The organism is Cellulomonas sp. B6, from assembly GCF_001462455.1.
In the GTDB taxonomy this organism is placed as follows: Bacteria; Actinomycetota; Actinomycetes; order Actinomycetales; family Cellulomonadaceae; genus Cellulomonas.
On the sequence record NZ_LNTD01000070.1, the window covers coordinates 1 to 16,234 of the forward strand.

Annotated in this window: 15 protein-coding genes and 1 riboswitch; of the genes, 8 read left to right on the forward strand and 7 right to left on the reverse strand. The window is 76.3% G+C overall.

Annotated features, from left to right (window positions below; genetic code table 11):
- On the forward strand, positions 1–371 hold a 371-nt coding region (locus ATM99_RS05935; protein WP_223304821.1), incomplete at its 5' end, for a cellulose binding domain-containing protein.
- A 274-nt stretch (positions 372–645) separates the two neighbouring features.
- Here ATM99_RS05935 and ATM99_RS05940 read toward each other — a convergent pair.
- From ATM99_RS05940 to ATM99_RS05950, 3 genes are all read right to left on the reverse strand, one after another.
- Positions 646–873 (reverse strand): hypothetical protein, encoded by a 228-nt coding sequence (locus tag ATM99_RS05940; RefSeq protein ID WP_062102007.1) that lies wholly within the window; start codon positions 871–873, stop codon positions 646–648.
- A 44-nt stretch (positions 874–917) separates the two neighbouring features.
- Positions 918–1,925: a hypothetical protein gene (locus ATM99_RS05945; RefSeq protein WP_062102008.1), complete on the reverse strand. Its 1,008-nt coding sequence runs from the start codon at positions 1,923–1,925 to the stop codon at positions 918–920.
- A gap of 394 nt (positions 1,926–2,319) precedes the next feature.
- A complete protein-coding gene (locus ATM99_RS05950) occupies positions 2,320–2,547 on the reverse strand; it encodes a DUF6458 family protein (RefSeq protein ID WP_062102009.1) in 228 nt (75 codons plus the stop codon).
- Between the two features lie 162 nt (positions 2,548–2,709).
- Here ATM99_RS05950 and ATM99_RS05955 point away from each other — a divergent pair, with 162 nt between their 5' ends.
- Complete coding sequence (locus ATM99_RS05955; RefSeq protein WP_062102010.1) at positions 2,710–3,153, forward strand: hypothetical protein; 444 nt, start codon at positions 2,710–2,712, stop codon at positions 3,151–3,153.
- Positions 3,154–3,305: 152 nt separating this feature from the next.
- Positions 3,306–3,857, forward strand: coding sequence for an NUDIX domain-containing protein (locus ATM99_RS05960; RefSeq protein WP_062102011.1), 552 nt, complete (start codon positions 3,306–3,308; stop codon positions 3,855–3,857).
- Between the two features lie 57 nt (positions 3,858–3,914).
- Here ATM99_RS05960 and ATM99_RS05965 read toward each other — a convergent pair whose 3' ends face one another.
- The 3 genes from ATM99_RS05965 to ATM99_RS05975 are packed head-to-tail and all read right to left on the reverse strand — an operon-like array spanning position 3,915 to position 8,904.
- A complete protein-coding gene (locus ATM99_RS05965; RefSeq protein ID WP_062102012.1) occupies positions 3,915–5,498 on the reverse strand; it encodes a glycoside hydrolase family 43 protein in 1,584 nt (527 codons plus the stop codon).
- Positions 5,495–7,861, reverse strand: a complete 2,367-nt coding sequence (locus tag ATM99_RS05970; protein ID WP_223304822.1) for a beta-glucosidase — start codon at positions 7,859–7,861, stop codon at positions 5,495–5,497. Before ATM99_RS05970 ends, ATM99_RS05965 begins: the two co-directional genes overlap by 4 nt.
- Positions 7,858–8,904, reverse strand: a complete 1,047-nt coding sequence (locus tag ATM99_RS05975; RefSeq protein WP_062102013.1) for a LacI family DNA-binding transcriptional regulator — start codon at positions 8,902–8,904, stop codon at positions 7,858–7,860. The genes ATM99_RS05970 and ATM99_RS05975 overlap by 4 nt, the downstream gene beginning before the upstream one ends.
- 191 nt (positions 8,905–9,095) lie before the next feature.
- On the opposite strand from ATM99_RS05975, the gene ATM99_RS05980 reads away from it, so the two are divergent.
- From ATM99_RS05980 to ATM99_RS06000, 5 genes are all read left to right on the forward strand, one after another.
- Positions 9,096–10,085: a sugar phosphate isomerase/epimerase gene (locus ATM99_RS05980; protein ID WP_062102014.1), complete on the forward strand. Its 990-nt coding sequence runs from the start codon at positions 9,096–9,098 to the stop codon at positions 10,083–10,085.
- On the forward strand, positions 10,082–10,972 hold the full coding sequence (locus ATM99_RS05985; protein WP_062102015.1) for an NAD(P)-dependent oxidoreductase: 891 nt from the start codon (positions 10,082–10,084) through the stop codon (positions 10,970–10,972). The genes ATM99_RS05980 and ATM99_RS05985 overlap by 4 nt, the downstream gene beginning before the upstream one ends.
- On the forward strand, positions 10,969–12,822 hold the full coding sequence (locus tag ATM99_RS05990) for a dihydroxyacetone kinase family protein (protein ID WP_082659329.1): 1,854 nt from the start codon (positions 10,969–10,971) through the stop codon (positions 12,820–12,822). The genes ATM99_RS05985 and ATM99_RS05990 overlap by 4 nt, the downstream gene beginning before the upstream one ends.
- A complete protein-coding gene (locus ATM99_RS05995; protein ID WP_062102016.1) occupies positions 12,819–13,313 on the forward strand; it encodes a ribose-5-phosphate isomerase in 495 nt (164 codons plus the stop codon). The genes ATM99_RS05990 and ATM99_RS05995 overlap by 4 nt, the downstream gene beginning before the upstream one ends.
- Before the next feature lie 370 nt (positions 13,314–13,683).
- A riboswitch (guanidine-III (ykkC-III) riboswitch) is annotated at positions 13,684–13,756 on the forward strand.
- 10 nt (positions 13,757–13,766) lie between these two features.
- Positions 13,767–14,096 carry a multidrug efflux SMR transporter gene (locus ATM99_RS06000; RefSeq protein ID WP_062102017.1) on the forward strand — a complete coding sequence of 110 codons (330 nt, stop codon included), beginning with the start codon at positions 13,767–13,769 and terminating at the stop codon, positions 14,094–14,096.
- A 251-nt stretch (positions 14,097–14,347) separates the two neighbouring features.
- Here the strand turns inward: ATM99_RS06000 and ATM99_RS06005 are convergent.
- The coding region (locus tag ATM99_RS06005) for an ABC transporter ATP-binding protein (protein WP_062102018.1) at positions 14,348–16,234 on the reverse strand (1,887 nt) is incomplete at its 5' end.

Sequence of the window (16,234 nt, forward strand, 5' to 3'; positions counted from 1 at the left end):
CCCCGACGCCGACGGTGACGCCGACCCCCACGCCGACGCCGACGGTCCCGACCGACGCGGTCTGCGAGATCGAGGTCGACGTGACCAACCGCTGGCAGGGCGGGTTCCAGGGGAACGTGACGGTGTTCAACGCGACGATGGAGCCGGTGAACGGCTGGGAGGTCGCGTGGGACTTCACCAACGGTGAGACGCTCACGCAGGCGTGGAGCTCGGTCGCGTCGCAGTCCGGCTCGACCGTCACCGTGACCAACGCGGCGTGGAACTCGACGATCGCGCACCACAACGCGGTGTCGTTCGGGTTCATCGCCTCCGGGACGCCGCAGGACGTGACGTCCGCGACGCTCAACGGCAACAGCTGCATCGTCCGCTGAGCCGCACGTGACGCGCCCGCACCCGCGCCGGGGTGCGGGCGCGTCGCTGCGTGGGCGGGTTTGAGCTGGCGGGCTCGTGGCGGCGCGCCCACGCGCTCGGTGCTGCACGGGCCCGCTCCGCGCGGGCCTGTTCCGTCCGGGCCTGTTCCGCGCGGGCCTGTTCCGCATGGACCTGCTCCGCACGGGCCCGCTCCGCATGGACCTGCTCCGTACGGCCCGCTCCGGGCGCGTCAGCTCCGCACGGGCTCGCTCCGCGTGAGCGACCGCTGGGCGGTCAGCGCTGCGCCGTCACGGGACCCGTGGTGCGCACGTGCACCGCGACGCCGTGCACGTGCGTCGGCACGTCGAGGCGGCGGGCGGTGACGGCGTCGCCGCGCACGCGCACGAGCAGCCCGTACCCGTCGTCGTCGGGTGCGATGCCGATCCCGGACACACCCGCGCGCCCGGCGAGGGCGGCCTTGAGCTCCTCCTTGGCCCGCCGGGCCTGGTCGAGGTCGGCCACTGCACACCTCCCGCACCCCTCGGCGGCGCGCGGGGCCGCTCGCGTCAGGCGAGCAGCGTCGCGTCGAGCGCCCCGAGGACGGCGTCGATCGGGTTGACGTACGTCAGCCCACGGCCATTCTCGCCCCCGGTCTCCGACCCGGCAAAGAGGAGCCCGAGCGCGACCCCGTCCTCGCGGTACACGAGCGATCCGGAGTCGCCGCCGCGCGAGAACGGCGACCGCCCGGTGCCCTCGACCTCGATCTGGTCGTCGAACCGCAGGTCGCCGAGCTCCTCGCCGTAGCCGACGACGACGTCGTCGAGCTCGATGGCCGTCACGCGTCCGGCGGTGACGGCCGTGGTGCGGCCGATCTTGCCGACGGTCTCGCCGCCGAGCGGGCGCGCCGTGGTCGTCACGGCGCCCACCGGGTACGTCGCGTCGACGTCGGGGTCGTCGAGCAGCGCGACCGCCGCGTCGACCGTGGCCGTGGTGCCCGCCGCGAGCGGGACCACCGCGGCGAGCGTGCCGACCCGGTCGGCGGGTGCCCGGCCGCCGTCGGCGGGACCGGGCTGCAGCACCGCGTCACCGGGCCGCGCCGCGGGGGAGCCCGCGAGCACGTGGTAGTTCGACAGCGCGTGCACCACGCCGCCCACCAGCACGAACGCGCCGAGGGTCCCCGCCGTGACGTCGACGTGCGCGATCGAGACGCCGGGCCGCAGCGGCCGCACGTGGCCGGTCTCGCCGGCGGCCTGCGCGGTGATCACGGGGGGTCGCGGGCCCGGCACCGGGCCGCGCGCGAGCGGGCGGATCCGCCCCGTGCGGCGCACGTCGACCGTCGTCCCGACCTCGCCGACCTCGGCCGCGACCTTGCGCGCGAGGCTGCGCACCTGCGGCAGGCCGAGCCGGTAGCGCAGCGCGACCGCGTAGCCGCCGTCGTCGCGCGGCGCCAGGCCGACCGCCAGCGGTGCGACCGCCGGCTCGTCGGCGCTCGACGCGCGCACCACCCGCTCCGTCAGCGTCCGCGCCACCTGCGCGGCGTGCGCCTTGGCCTCGCGTGCCTCGTCCCGCTCCATGTGCCCCCCTCGTGGACCGTCCGCCGGTGCGTGCCCAGTGTGTCGGGAAGGTCCGACACGCGCCGGGCGTCCGGGTGGCCGCGCGGCACCGGTCCGGCGTGCCGTCGTGGGCGCGCCGCGACGGGCATCTCGAGGCATGGGACGGGTCGCGCGCGAGACCGGGCTGCCGTCGCGATCTCGGACCGTGGGCGCTCCCAGCCCGGTCTCGTGCGTCCCGCGTCCCACCAGGTGAGTGGCGAGGCCCCTCGTCGGCCGGCGAGTGCGACGGCCGCAACCTGGACCTCGGACGCCCGTCGGCCGCGACCGGGTACGCCGACGCCCCGCCGGTCGGGACCGGGCGGGGCGTCGGGCGGGGCCGTCCCGTGCGGGGGACGGCGGGTCGGTCGAGCGGGCGTCAGACGACCGGGGGAGCCGGCGGCTCCTCGCGGTGCTCGACCACCTGGCGGTGCGTCGTGTTGGTGCGCTGCGCGTTGAGCGCGATCGCGAGGATGAGCGCGAGCACGCCCGCGCCCATGCAGATGTAGCCGATGACCGTGAGGTCGACGCCCTCGACCCGGTCGGACACACCGAACGAGAGGATCGCCCCGATCACCAGGAGTGCGATGCCGCCACCGATGCCCATGTCGCTCCTTCGTCGTACCGCGTCGCGTGGGCCACGGCGGACCACGCGGTGGTCCAGGAGTCTGCTGCCGATCGGGGCGGTCCGCACCCGGAGCGCGGGGGGACGCCGCCCGGGCGGGCGCCTGGAGGTGCCGTCGCCGCGCGCCGCGGGTAGACACGACGCATGGGTGTCCTCCTCCGCTCCGCCGCGCTGGGCCTCGCCGCCGGCGGCCGCTCGTCCGTCGCGTTCGCCGTCCCGGTCGCCGCGGCCGCCCGTCGCGGTCACGACGTCCCCGCGCTGCGTGCGCTCGCGGCTCTCGCGGTCGTGGGGGAGGCCGTCACCGACAAGCTGCCGGGCGTGCCGAGCCGGCTGGTGGCCCCGCAGCTCGCGGGCCGGGTCGTGGCGGGCGCCGCGGGTGCGGGTGCGCTCGCGGTCGTCGACGGGCGGCGGGTCCCCGCGGTGCTGGTCGCGGCGGTCGTCGGCGGGGCCGGGGCGTTCGCGGGGTCGGTGGTCGGCGCGTCGTGGCGGCAGTGGGCCGACGACGACGGCCGGCTCGGCTCGGACACGCGGGCCGCGCTCGTCGAGGACGCGGTGGTGCTCGCGACGGCGGGGGCGCTGAGCCGCTGACGGGCCGACCCGCCGACGGGCTGACGCCGGCGCGACCGTCCGACGCGACGTCGAGCGCCGGTGCACCGACCGTCCGACTGGGCGCGCCGTGGTCGGGTGGGCGCCGCGCACCGCCACCCCGGCGGGGACACGGCCAGGTCTAGGTTCGACGCATGACCTGGCGGACCCTGTCCTCGCGCGTCGCGTACCGGAACCCGTGGATCACGGTCCGTGAGGACGAGGTGCTCGCGCCGGACGGCTCGCCGGCGGTGTACGGCGTGGTGGAGATGCGGGACTCGGTGTTCGTCGTCGCGCTGACCGACGACGACGAGGTCGTGCTGGTGACGGTCGGCCGGTACACGACGGGCGAGGGCTCGGTCGAGGTCCCCGCAGGCGGCGGCGAGGGGCAGGACCCGCTCGACGCCGCACGCCGCGAGCTCGCCGAGGAGGCCGGGCTCACCGCGCGCGACTGGACGTACCTCGGTGCGACCGACGCCCTCAACGGTGCCGCGCGCGCCCGCGAGCACGTCTACCTCGCGCGTGGCCTCGCACCGGTCGTCGACGCCGGGGCGACCGCCGACGAGCAGGCCGTCGAGGGCATCAGCGCGGTGCGGACCGTGCCGTTCGCCGACGCGCTCGCGATGATCCGCACGGGGGAGATCCGGGCGGGCGAGACGATCACCGCGCTCGCGCTCGCGGCGCTGCACCTGGGCCGGCTGCGCTGACGACGACGGGCCCGCCCCGGTGAGGGCGGACCCGTCGCGCCGTGCCGTCGTGGTGGGTCAGTCGAGCGGCTCGTACGTCACGTGCACGACGTCGGCGACGGCCGTGGTCGGGTGGCCGTCGCTGGTCGCGTAGACGCCCAGGTGGACGCCCGTGAACCCGCCCGCGGTCTGCGTGCTGAGCGCGCGCCCGTCGACCGTGCCGACCGTGGTCCACGCGCCGTCGGGCTCGTGCGCCTCGGCCGTGTACGTCAGCCGGTCGGCGGTCACGCGCAGGTCGACTGGGCCGTCGCCGGGCAGCGGCAGCGTGCCGACGGTGGTCCGCTCGTCGCCCTGCGTGAGCACGAGCTCGACGACGCGCGCGTCGCCGCCGTCGCGCAGCGCGAGGACCGCGTGGTGCGTGTCCTTCTGGCGGACGGCGAGGCCCGCGCGCTCGTGCGCCGCCAGGCCGGGCGCCTCGACCGTGGCCGTGAACCGCGCGCGGTGGTGCTGCTGGCGCAGCCCGAGGAACGCGGGCGTCGTCGGCTCGTCGAGCGTCGCGGGGCGCAGCGCGAGGCGCAGCGCACCCGGGCGGGACGTCGTGTCGGCCGGGTCGTCGCCCGTGCGCAGCCGGTTCCACCGCGGCGACAGCCCACCGGTCGCCGGGTCGGCGAACGTCTCGGTGAACGGCTCGTCCGCGGCGGGGCGCACGACCTCGCCGTCCGGCACGGCGGGGTGCTCGACCAGCGGGGTCACCTGCCCGACGCCCGGCGCGAGCACGGGCCAGCCGTCCTCCCAGCGCGCGGGCACGACGAACGTCTCGCGGCCCAGCAGGTGGTGCCCGTCGACCGGTCGGGTGCCGAGCGCGAACGCCCACCACGCGCCGTCGGGACCCTCGACGAGCTCGGCGTGCCCGACGCTCGACACGGGGTGGTCGCGGCCCAGGTGCCGGTGCGTGAGCACCGGGTTCGCGCGGTTGCCCGCGTACGGGCCGGTCACGTGGTCGGCGCGCGCGACGGTCACGGCGTGGTGCACGTCGGTGCCGCCCTCGGCGATGACGAGCAGGTAGCGCCCGTCGACCTTGTACAGGTGCGGGCCCTCGGCCCAGACCGCGGCGTGCAGCGCGCCGTGCCACAGCACGTGCTCGGGGCCGACCAGCTGCCGCGTGCGCACGTCGAACCGGCGCAGCCAGATGTCCGTGGTCTGCGGGTCCTCGGGGTGCGGGTCGTGCGTGGGCCGCGCGCCGAGGTACCAGGCGGACCCGTCGTCGTCGAAGAACAGCGACGGGTCGATGCCCTCGGCGTCCTCGAGCCACGTGACGTCGCTCCACGGGCCCGCGGGGTGCTCGGCGCTCATGACGAAGTTGCCCGCGCCCCGGTGTCCGTCGACGAGCGTGCACGTCATCCAGAACGTGCCGTCGTGGTGCCGCAGCGTCGGCGCGTACAGCCCGCCCGACGGCCGGACGCCCTCCATGTCGAGCTGCGAGCGCCGGTCGATCGCGTGGCCGACGTGCTCCCAGCGCGCGAGGTCCGTGCTGTGGTGCACGGGCAGGCCCGGGAAGTACTCGAACGTCGAGGTCACGAGCCAGTAGTCGTCGCCGACGCGGCACACGGTCGGGTCCGGGTGGAAGCCCGGCAGGACGGGGTTGCTGACGGCGCCGCTCATGCCAGGGCCGCCACGGTCGTCGTGGGGCGCAGCGCGCGGTCGCGGCCGGGGTGGCGGCGCGGGCCCGTGAGCTCGACGGCGCCGTGCAGCACGTCGCCCTCGCTCGAGCCGCCGACCTGCACGCCGATCGCGCCGGGGTCGACGACGCGTCGCAGGTCGACGCCCGTGTAGGACGTCAGGTCGGCGGGGACGGTGAAGGTCACGCGGCGGGACTCCCTCGGTGCGAGCGGGACACGGACGTACCCCGCGAGCTGCTTGACCGGGCGCGCGACGTCGGCGACCGGGTCGGACAGGTAGAGCTGGACGACCTCGGTGCCGGGGCGCTCGCCCGTGCACGTCAGCGTCACGGACACGTCGAACGTGCCGTGGGTGGGCGCGGTGGGCGTGACCTCGAGGTCGGAGTACGCGAACGTCGTGTACGACAGGCCGTGCCCGAACGGGAACGCGGGCGTCGGGTCGAGGTTGCTGATGCGGTCCAGGCGGCGCGTCAGCGCGGGGCCCAGGTACGTCTGCGGGCCGCTGCCCGGGTCGTGCGGCACCTGCACGGGCAGCTTGCCGCTGGGCGTCACGCGGCCCGACAGCACGCCCGCGACCGCCCCGGCGCCCTCCTCGCCCGGCATGAACGCCTGCACGACCGCCGCCGCGCGGTCGGCGTACGCGCCGAGCGCGTAGGGGCGTCCCGAGACGACGACGAGCACGACGGGCGTGCCCGTCGCGAGCACGGCCTCGACGAGCTCGTGCTGCACGCCCGGCAGCCGCAGGTCGGGTGCGTCGCAGCCCTCGCCCGACGTGCCGCGCCCGAACATGCCGGCCCGGTCGCCGACGGTCAGCACGCACACGTCGGCGTCGGCCGCGGCGCGCACGGCCGCGTCGAACCCCGACCGGTCGTCGCCGACCACGGCGCAGCCGGGCTCGTGCACGACGTCGTCGCCCGCGAGCTCGGTGCGCAGCGCGTCGAGCAGCGACGGCACCTCGACGCCCAGGCCCAGCTCGGGGTGCCGCGGCAGCACGTGGATGGGGTACGAGTAGCAGCCCAGCAGCACGCCCGGGTCGGCGGCCGACGGGCCGACGACGGCGACGCGCCGCGGCGCGCGGTCGGCGGTGGTGCGCAGCGGCAGGACGCCGTCGGGGTTGGCCAGCAGCACGACCGACTCCTCGGCCAGGCGCCGGGCCAGGTCGCGGTTGGCGGGACTGTCGAGGTCGATCGGCGCGTCGTCGGGTGCGCCGCCGGGCGGCGTGCCGTCGGGACCCGGCGCGTCGAGCAGCCCGAGCTCGGCCTTCTGCCGCAGCACGCGCCGCACCGCCTGGTCCACGAGCGTCTCGTCGAGCCGGCCGTCGCGCACGAGCGGCGCGAGCTCGCCGAAGCACATCGTGTTCGGCAGCTCGACGTCGAGGCCCGCGCGCAGCGAGCGCGCACCCGCGTCGGCGGCGTCGGCCGCGACGCCGTGCGCGGTGACGAGGAACGCGACCGCCCAGTAGTCCGAGACGACCGTGCCCTCGAACCCCCACGCGCCGCGCAGCAGGTCGGTGAGCAGCGAGCGCGACGCCGCGACGGGTTCGCCGTCGAGGTCGGTGTACGAGTTCATGACCGACCGCGCACCGCCCTCGCGCACGGCCATCTCGAACGGCGGCAGCAGCACGTCGGCGAGCTCGCGGGGGCCGATCGACACGGGCGCGTGGTTGCGCCCGGCGCGCGACGCCGAGTACCCGACGAAGTGCTTGAGCGTCGCGACGACGCCCTGCTCCTCGAGCCCGCGGACGTACGCGGTCGCGATGGTGCCGACGGTGTACGGGTCCTCGCCGACGGTCTCCTCGACGCGGCCCCAGCGGTGGTCGCGCACGACGTCGAGCACCGGGCCGAGGCCCTGGTGCACGCCCAGGCGGCGCAGGTCCCGGCCGATGGCCGTGCCGACCTCGTGCACGAGGTCCGGGTCGAACGACGCGCCCCACGCGAGCGGCGCCGGGTACACGGTCGCGCCGTACGACGTGACGCCCGTGAGGCACTCCTCGTGCGCGATCGCCGGCAGCCCCAGACGGTGGTGCGCGGCGAGCTCGCGCTGCGTCCGCGCGAGCTTGTCCCGCCCCTCGTCGGCGGGGACGGGCTCGGTGCCCAGCACGCGCGTGAGGTGCCCCAGCCCGTGCCGCGCGGCGGTCGGGAAGTCGGGCCGGCGCGCACCGAACGTGTCCTGCATCGGCGCGACGACCTCACCCGCGCCGCGCCGGTCGAACCAGTACGAGCCGAGCTGCGCGAGGCGCTCCTCGAGGCTCATCGACGCCAGCAGCAGCTCGACGCGGTCGGCGACCGGCAGCCGCGGGTCCTGCCAGGGGCGCTCCGTGCGGGGGGACGTGGTGGTGGTGCTCACCGGGCTCCTTCCGGTCCGGCCGACGGCTGCGGCGGCGGTGCGGTCGAGTCGCGGACCACGAGCGACGTGGCCAGCTCGATGTGGTGCGAGTCGGGCAGGCGGCCCTCGTCCATGCCGAGGACCGTGCGCAGCGCGACGCGCCCGATGTCCTGCAGCGGCTGGTGCACGCAGGTCAGCGGCGGGTTGGTCCACGCCGCGACGTACGTGTCGTCGTACCCGACGACCGACAGGTCGCGCGGCACGACGAGCCCGAGGCGGCGCGCGGCCTCCAGCACCCCGAGCGCCTGCGCGTCGCTGCACGCGAGGACCGCGGTGGGCGGGTCGGGCAGGCGCAGGATCGCGTCGGCGGCGTCGCGCGCGGCGTCGTGGTCGAACGCGACGTGCCGCACGAGCGCGGGGTCGGGCGTGACGCCGGCGCGCTGGCACGCCGAGCGGAACCCGTCGACGCGCGCGACCGCGCCGATCGACGCCTCGGGGCCGCCGATCACGGCGATGCGTCGGTGGCCGAGCGCGAGCAGGTGCTCGGTCGCGGTGCGGCCGCCGGTCCAGTTGGTCGACCCGACGGAGACGAGCTCGGGCGTCGTGAGGTGCAGCGGGTCGATGACGACGACGGGCAGCCGGGCGCGCGCGATCGCGTCGTACGTGGTGTCGGTGACCTGCGCGGTCACGACGATCGCCCCGGTGCGGCGGGCCGCGACGAGCCGGCGGGTCCAGCTCGACGGCGGCTCGTCGCCGCCGCGGCGCACGCGCGAGACGGTGACGTCGACGTCGGCCTCCTCGGCCGCGAGCGTGACGCCGCGCAGCACCTCCATGGCGTACGGGCTGCCGAGCTTGTCGACGAGGAACTCGACGGTCCGGCGGGTCTCGACGCGGCGCGCGCCGGGCGGGCGGTACCCGAGCTCGGCGGCGGCGGCATCGACGCGCTCGCGGGTCGCGGCGGCCACGTCGGTGTGCCCGTTGATGACCTTGGAGGCCGTCGCGATCGACACGCCGGCGCGCTCGGCGACGGCCGTGAGCGTCGGCCGTCTGGCGGGTCGTGGCATCGGTGCCTCCTGGGTCGTCGGGCCGACGCTAGCGGGATCGCGTCGAAAACATCAAGTAGTTCACACGCACTCTCAGGGGGACCTCTGCCCGTTCACGAACAGCCGTTGACAGCGTCGGCGCCGAAAACTAGCGTCGCTGTTGCAGCATTGTGCACGAAAAGTTTTCGATGACGAGAACCGGAGGCTCGACGATGAGTTCGACCGCACGCCCTCGGGGCGCGGACGGCACCACCCGCCCCACGAGCGAGCGGTGGCCCATCGCCGCCGCGATGCTCAACTTCCCCGGGTCGCAGGACGCGCCCGCGGACACGTGGGTCGACCACCTCGCCGAGGTCGCCTACGAGGGCTTCACCGAGGTCGACCTCACCGACTCCTGGGTGCAGCCGGGCGACCTGACGCCCGCCCGGATCGAGGAGCTGCGCGGCGCGCTCGCGGCCACCGGCCTCGACCCCGTCGCGCTGTCCGCGATCCGCCGGTCCGTCATCGACCCCGTCGCGGGCGACGACAACCTGGCCTACTCGCACCGCACGATCGACGCCGCGGCCGCGCTCGGCGTGAAGGTCGTCAGCGTCGGCCTGCACCGGCCGCTGCTGCCCCAGCAGCGCCAGGCGTTCTGGTTCTGGACCGAGGAGGGCCCGCACGACGACACCGACGCCGACACGTGGGCGCGCGCCGTGCAGCGCCTGCGTGAGCTCGGCACGCACGCGCGCGAGGTCGGCCTCGAGCTGTCGCTCGAGATGTACGAGGACACGCTGCTCGGCACCGCCGAGTCCGCCGTGCGGCTCGTGAACGACATCGGCGACGACGCGGTCGGCCTCAACCCCGACCTCGGCAACCTCATCCGCCTGCACCGGCCCATCGAGGACTTCCAGGCCGCGGTCGCCGCGTGCCTGCCCGTCTCGAACTACTGGCACGTCAAGAGCTACTTCCGCGACGAGGACCGCCGCACCGGCACGGTCGTCGCGCTGCCCGCACCGATGGAGATGGGCTCGGTGAGCTACCGCACCGCGCTGCGCACCGCGATCGACGCCGGGTTCACCGGCCCGCTGTGCGTCGAGCACTACGGCGGCGACGGCCTGTCGGTCGCGGCGCGCAACATGCGCTACCTGCGCCGCATGCTCGCCGTCGCCACGGGCGAGGCCCGCGAGCAGGTCCTGCGCACGGCGGGGGCGGGCCGATGAGCGCGCGCGTCGCCGTCCTCGGGCTCGGCGCCATGGGGCTGCCCATGGCCACGACCCTCGCGCGGACCTTCACGACCGTCGGGTACGACGTCGCCCCCGAGCGCGTGACGCTCGCCGTCGAGGCCGGGGCCGTCGCCGCCACGAGCGTCGCCGAGGCGTGCGCCGGCACCGACGTCGTCGTCGTCGGCGTGCGCGACGGTGCACAGCTCGACGCGCTCGTGCTCGGCGCCGGCGGGGTCGCCGACTCGCTCGCCGCCGGGGCCGTGGTCGTCGTGACCTCGACCGTCGGCGAGGCCGCCGTGCGGTCCGTCGCCGACGCGCTCGCGGCCCGCGGCATCCACACCGTCGACGCGCCCGTCTCGGGCGGGCCCGTGCGCGCGGGGCAGGGCGACCTGCTCATCATGGTCGGCGCCGACGACGCCGCGCTCGCCGCCGCGCAGGGCGTGCTCGACGCGCTCGCGTCGTCGCTCACGGTCGTCGGCGGCATCGGCGCCGGGCAGCAGCTCAAGACCGTCAACCAGCTGCTGTGCGGCATCCACACCGCCGCCGCGTCCGAGGCGCTCGCGCTCGCGCACCGCCTGGGCCTCGACCTCGACGCGTGCATCGAGGTGCTGTCGCAGGGCGCCGCCGCGTCGTTCATGTTCGCCGACCGCGGCCCGCGCATCGCGGCCCAGCTGCGCGGCGAGGAGCCGCCGCTGCGCTCGCGGCTCGACGTCATCGGCAAGGACATGGGGATCGTCGGGGACCTGACGCGCAGCCTCAAGGTCGCGACGCCCGTCGCGTCGGCCGCCGAGCAGCTGTACCGCACGGTCGCCGCCGCGGGCCTCGAGGCCGCCGACGACTCGGTCGTCGCGACGCTCCTGGCCCGCCGGGAGGGGACGTGGTGAGCCCGCTCGCCGACGACCCGGCCCGGTTCGTCGAGGACGCGCTCGAGGGCTTCGTCGACCTGTACCGCGACCAGGTGCGGCTCGTGCCCGGCGGCGTCGTGCGCGCCGTGCCCGCGCCGCGCTCGCAGGTCGCGGTCGTGGTCGGCGGCGGGTCGGGGCACTACCCGGCGTTCTGCGGGGTCGTCGGGCCCGGCCTCGCGCACGGCGCCGTGGTCGGCAACGTGTTCACGTCGCCGTCGACGGCCGACGCGGTCTCAGTCGGCGCCGCGGCTGCGGGCGACGCGGGCGTGCTCATGATCACCGGCAACTACGCGGGCGACGTCATGAACTTCACGCTCGCGCGCGACGAGCTGCGGCGGCGCGGCGTGGACGCGCACTTCCTCGTCGTCACCGACGACGTCGCGAGCGCACCGGCCGACGAGGTCGACAAGCGGCGCGGCATCGCGGGCGACCTCGTGGTCTTCAAGGCCGCCGGTGCGGCCGCCGCCGAGGGCGCGAGCCTCGACGCGGTCGTCGCGGCCGCCGAGCACGCCAACGCGCGGACCCGCACGCTCGGCGTCGCGTTCGACGGGTGCACGCTGCCCGGCGCGGACGCGCCGCTGTTCACCGTGCCCGACGGCGTGTTCGGGCTCGGCGTCGGCATCCACGGCGAGCCGGGGATCGGCGAGGTGCCCGCGTGCACCGCGTCCGAGCTGGCCGGCCTGCTCGTGGACCGCCTGCTTCAGGAGCGTCCCGAGGGCGCCGGGCCGCGGGTCGCGGTGCTGCTCAACGGCCTGGGGCGCACCAAGTACGAGGAGCTGTTCGTGCTGTGGCGCGCCGTGCGGGCCCGGCTCGACGCGGCCGGGCTCGAGATCGTGCAGCCCGACGTCGGCGAGCTCGTGACCAGCCTCGACATGGCCGGTTGCTCGCTCACGCTCGTGTGGCTCGACGACGACCTCGAGCGGTGGTGGACCGCACCCGCGCAGACCCCCGCGTACCGCAAGGGCGCGCTGCCGGTCGCGTCGGACGCCGCCGGTGCCGGTGACGCCGCGCGTGACGCGGCGGTCGACGACGCGTGGCCGACGGCCCCCGCCGCTGCGCAGGACACCGGGCCGCAGGTCCTCGACGACGCGGACGCCGACGAGGCCGCCGTCGTCGTCGACGCGCTGCGCCGCGTCGCGGACGTGCTCGCCGACCTGGAGACGCGCCTCGGCCGGCTCGACGCGGTCGCCGGGGACGGGGACCACGGGCGCGGCATGCTGCGCGGCTCGCGCGCCGCCGCCGACGCCGCGGCCGCCGCGGCGCAGGACGGTCACGGGGCCGTCGCGTGCCTGCAGGACGCCGGGCACGCGTGGGCCGACCGCGCGGGCGGCACGTCGGGCGTGCTGTGGGGCGCGGGCCTCGCGGCCGCGGCCGACGCGCTCGCGGCCCGGCCCGTGGGTGACCCGACGGCGCGCGTCGCCGCGGCCGTGCGGGCCGGGGTCGACGCAGTCGCGACGCTCGGCAAGGCGCGCCCGGGGGACAAGACGATGCTCGACTCGGGCGAGCCGCTCGCGGCCGCGTTGGAGGCCGCCGCGACGGCGGGCGACGCGCTCGACGCCGCGTGGGCCGGTGCGCTCGACGCCGGGCGGACCGCCGCGGCGGCGACCGCCGACCTGCGCCCGCAGGTCGGGCGCGCGCGGCCGCTGGCCGAGCGCAGCGTCGGCACTCCCGACCCGGGTGCCGTCTCGCTCGTCGCGGTGCTCGCCGCGGCCGCGGGGCGGGACCCCGAGGAGGGCGTGGCGTCCGAGGTGCTGCCGGCCGCCCCGGTGCACGGGCACGACGACGGGGCGGCCGCCCCGGACCAGACCCACGAGGGGGAGCAGCGATGAGCGTGGCGAGGATCGTGGTCGGCGCCGACGAGGCGGGCCTGGCGTACAAGGACGTCCTGGCGGACCTGCTGCGCGCCGACCCGCGCGTCGAGGTCGTCGAGGACGTCGGCGTGCACGCGGACGACGACGGCACGGCCTACCCGCACGTGGCCGTGGCCGCCGCGCGGCGCGTCGCCGAGGGCGCCGCGGACCGCGCGCTGCTGGTGTGCGGCACGGGCCTGGGCATGGCGATCGCCGCCAACAAGGTCGCGGGCGTGCGGGCGGTGACGGCGCACGACGCCTTCTCCGTCGAGCGGTCCGTGCTGTCGAACGACGCGCAGGTGCTGTGCCTGGGCCAGCGCGTCATCGGCGTCGAGCTCGCCAAGATGCTGGTGCGGCAGTGGCTCGACCTGGAGTTCGACCCGACGTCGCACTCGGCCGCCAAGGTCGACGCGATCCGCGGGTACGAGACCGGCGGGACCGACGGCGGGGAGGCCGCCGGCTCCTGCTGACCCGCCCGGGTCCCGGTGGTCCGCCGCCACCGGGCCCGGGCGCGGGGGCCCGCCGGCGCCGCGGGTCGCCCCCGCCCGCCGAGCGCGGCACTCGCCCGCCGAGTGCGGTACGTACGAGTGCCGCACTCGGCGGCGTTCTACCGCGCTCGCAACACCGTTGCTCGGCGCGGCACCCGACCGCCGGGGTGCGCCGCTCGACGACCAGCCGTCGCCGGGCACGGTGCTGGGCCGCCGAGTGCGGTACTCCGCCGCCGAGTGCGGCATGTACGAGTACCGCGCTCGACGGCGTTCTGCCGCGCTCGGCGGCAGGGCTCGGTGGTGAGGTGGCCCACCACGGCGGCACACCCGTGCTGGTGCGTGCGAGCATGGCGACGGGCCTGCCGCGGGTGGCGGGCCCCCGGACGAGCGGCGCCGTACCCGGAGAGCGACAAGACGGCAGCCACGGGAGCACCCATGTCCGCCACGTCCCTCGCCTGGCTCGTCCTCGTCGTGTCCGGCGTCCTGGAGGCCGTCTGGGCCTCGGCGCTCGGCCGTGCGGAGGGGTTCACGCGCCTCGGCCCCTCGGTGCTGTTCTTCGTCGCGCTGGCCGCGTCGATGGCCGGTCTGGCGTTCGCGATGCGCACGCTGCCGACCGGCACGTCCTACGCCGTGTGGGTCGGCATCGGCGCGACCCTCACCGTCACGTGGGCGATGCTCACGGGCGCCGAGCCAGCGAGCCTGGTCAAGGTGCTGCTGATCCTCGGGATCGTCGGCTGCGTGATCGGCCTCAAGCTCGCCCACTGACGCCCACCCGGTGCTGGATCGCTCTCTCGCGCCCCGAATGACACCCCACCCCGGCCGTGAGAGAGCGATCCAGCACCCGACGCGGGGCACTGGATCGCTCTCTCACGCTCCGGGGGAGGAGGGGAGGAGGGACTGGTTTGTTCTCTCGCGCCTTGACGACACCCCGCCTCGGCCCTGAGAGAGCGATCCAGCACCTGACGGGGGGCACTGGATTGCTCTCTCGCGCGCCGGGCACGTGCCCGCGTCGGGCGTCAGGCGGCGGTGGTGGCCGCCGGGGCGAACTGGGTGCGGTACAGGTCGGCGTAGAGCCCGTCACGGGCGAGCAGCTCGGTGTGCGTGCCGTGCTCGACGACCCTGCCGGCGTCGACGACGACGATGAGGTCGGCCTGCCGGACGGTCGACAGCCGGTGCGCGATGACGAGCGACGTGCGCCCGACGAGCGCCTGGTCGAGCGCGGCCTGCACGGCGGCCTCGGACTCGGAGTCGAGGTGCGCGGTGGCCTCGTCGAGCACGACGACGTCGGGGGCCTTGAGCAGCAGCCGCGCGATAGCGAGCCGCTGCCGCTCGCCGCCGGACAACCGGTACCCGCGGTCGCCGACGACCGTGTCGAGGCCGTCGGGCAGCGACGCGACGAGGTCCCACACGTGGGCGCCGCGCAGCGCGAGCTCGAGCTCGTCGTCGGTCGCGTCGGGGCGAGCGAAGCGCAGGTTGCCCGCGATGGTGTCGTGGAACAGGTGGGCCTCCTGGCTGACGACGCCCACGGTGTCGCGCAGCGACGCGGCCGTGACGTCGCGCAGGTCCTGCCCGGCGATGCGCACGGCGCCGCGCGTGGGGTCGTACATGCGCGTGACGAGCTGCGAGACGGTCGTCTTCCCGGCGCCGGACGGGCCGACGAGCGCGACCATCGACCCGGCGGGCACGTGGAACGCGACGTCGTGCAGCGTGTCGCCCGTGAGGTCGGGGCGCAGGGCCGCGACGGACTCGAGCGAGGCCAGCGAGACCTCGTCGGCCGACGGGTAGCGGAAGCCCACGTGGTCGAGCTCGAGGTCCGCGCCGCGGGCCGCGACGGCCGCGCGCAGGTCCGACGCGTCGGGCTTCTCGGCGACCGTGGGCTCGAGGTCGAGGACCTCGAGGACCCGCTCGAACGACACGAGCGCGGTCATGACGTCGACCTGGACGTTCGACATCGCGGTGAGGGGCCCGTAGAGGCGCCCGAGGTAGGCGGCGAGCGCGACGACGACGCCGACGGTGAGCTGGCCGCGGATCGCCAGGACGCCGCCGAGCCCGTAGACCACGGCGGTCGCGACGGCCGCGACGGTGGTGAGCCCGACGCGGAACCACGTCGAGTACAGCGCGCGCTTCACGCCGATGTCGCGCACGCGCGCGGTCTGCTCGGCGTACGCGGCGGACTCGCGCGCGGGGTCGCCGAACACCTTGACGAGGTGCGCGCCGGCGACGTTGAAGCGTTCGGTCATGGTTTGCGACGCGTCGGCGTTGAGCTCGTAGGACTCGCGCGTGATGGCGGCGATGCGGCGCCCGAACCAGCGTGCGGGCAGCACGAAGACGGGCAGCAGGACGAGCGAGAGCAGCGTGAGCTGCCACGACATCGACAGCATCGCGGCGAGCACGAACACGACGGTCAGCGAGTTGCTGACGACGTTGGACAGCGTCGAGGTGAACGCCTGCTGGGCGCCGAGCACGTCGCCGTTGAGTCGCTGGACGAGCGCGCCGGTGCGGGCGCGGCTGAAGAACGCGAGCGGCATGCGCTGCACGTGGTCGAACACGGCGGTGCGCAGGTCGTGGATGAGGCCTTCGCCGATGCGCGCGGACACCCACCGCTCGCCGACGCCGAGCGCGGCGGACACCACGGCCAGCAGCGCGACGGCGGCGGCGATCCCGACGACGACGCGGGTGTCGCCCGCGGTGATGCCGTCGTCGATGAGGCGCTGGAACAGCCAGGGGGTGAGGGCGCCGGCGGCGGCGCCGAGCGCGATGAGGACGAGGAAGACCGCGAGCTGGGCGCGGTAGGGGCGGCCGAAGGCGAGGATGCGGCGCAGCGTGCCGGGGGCGAGGCGCTGCCGGGCGACGCCGCGGTCGCGGCCGAAGCCGCGCAGTCCGGGCGGGCCGGGGACGGGTCC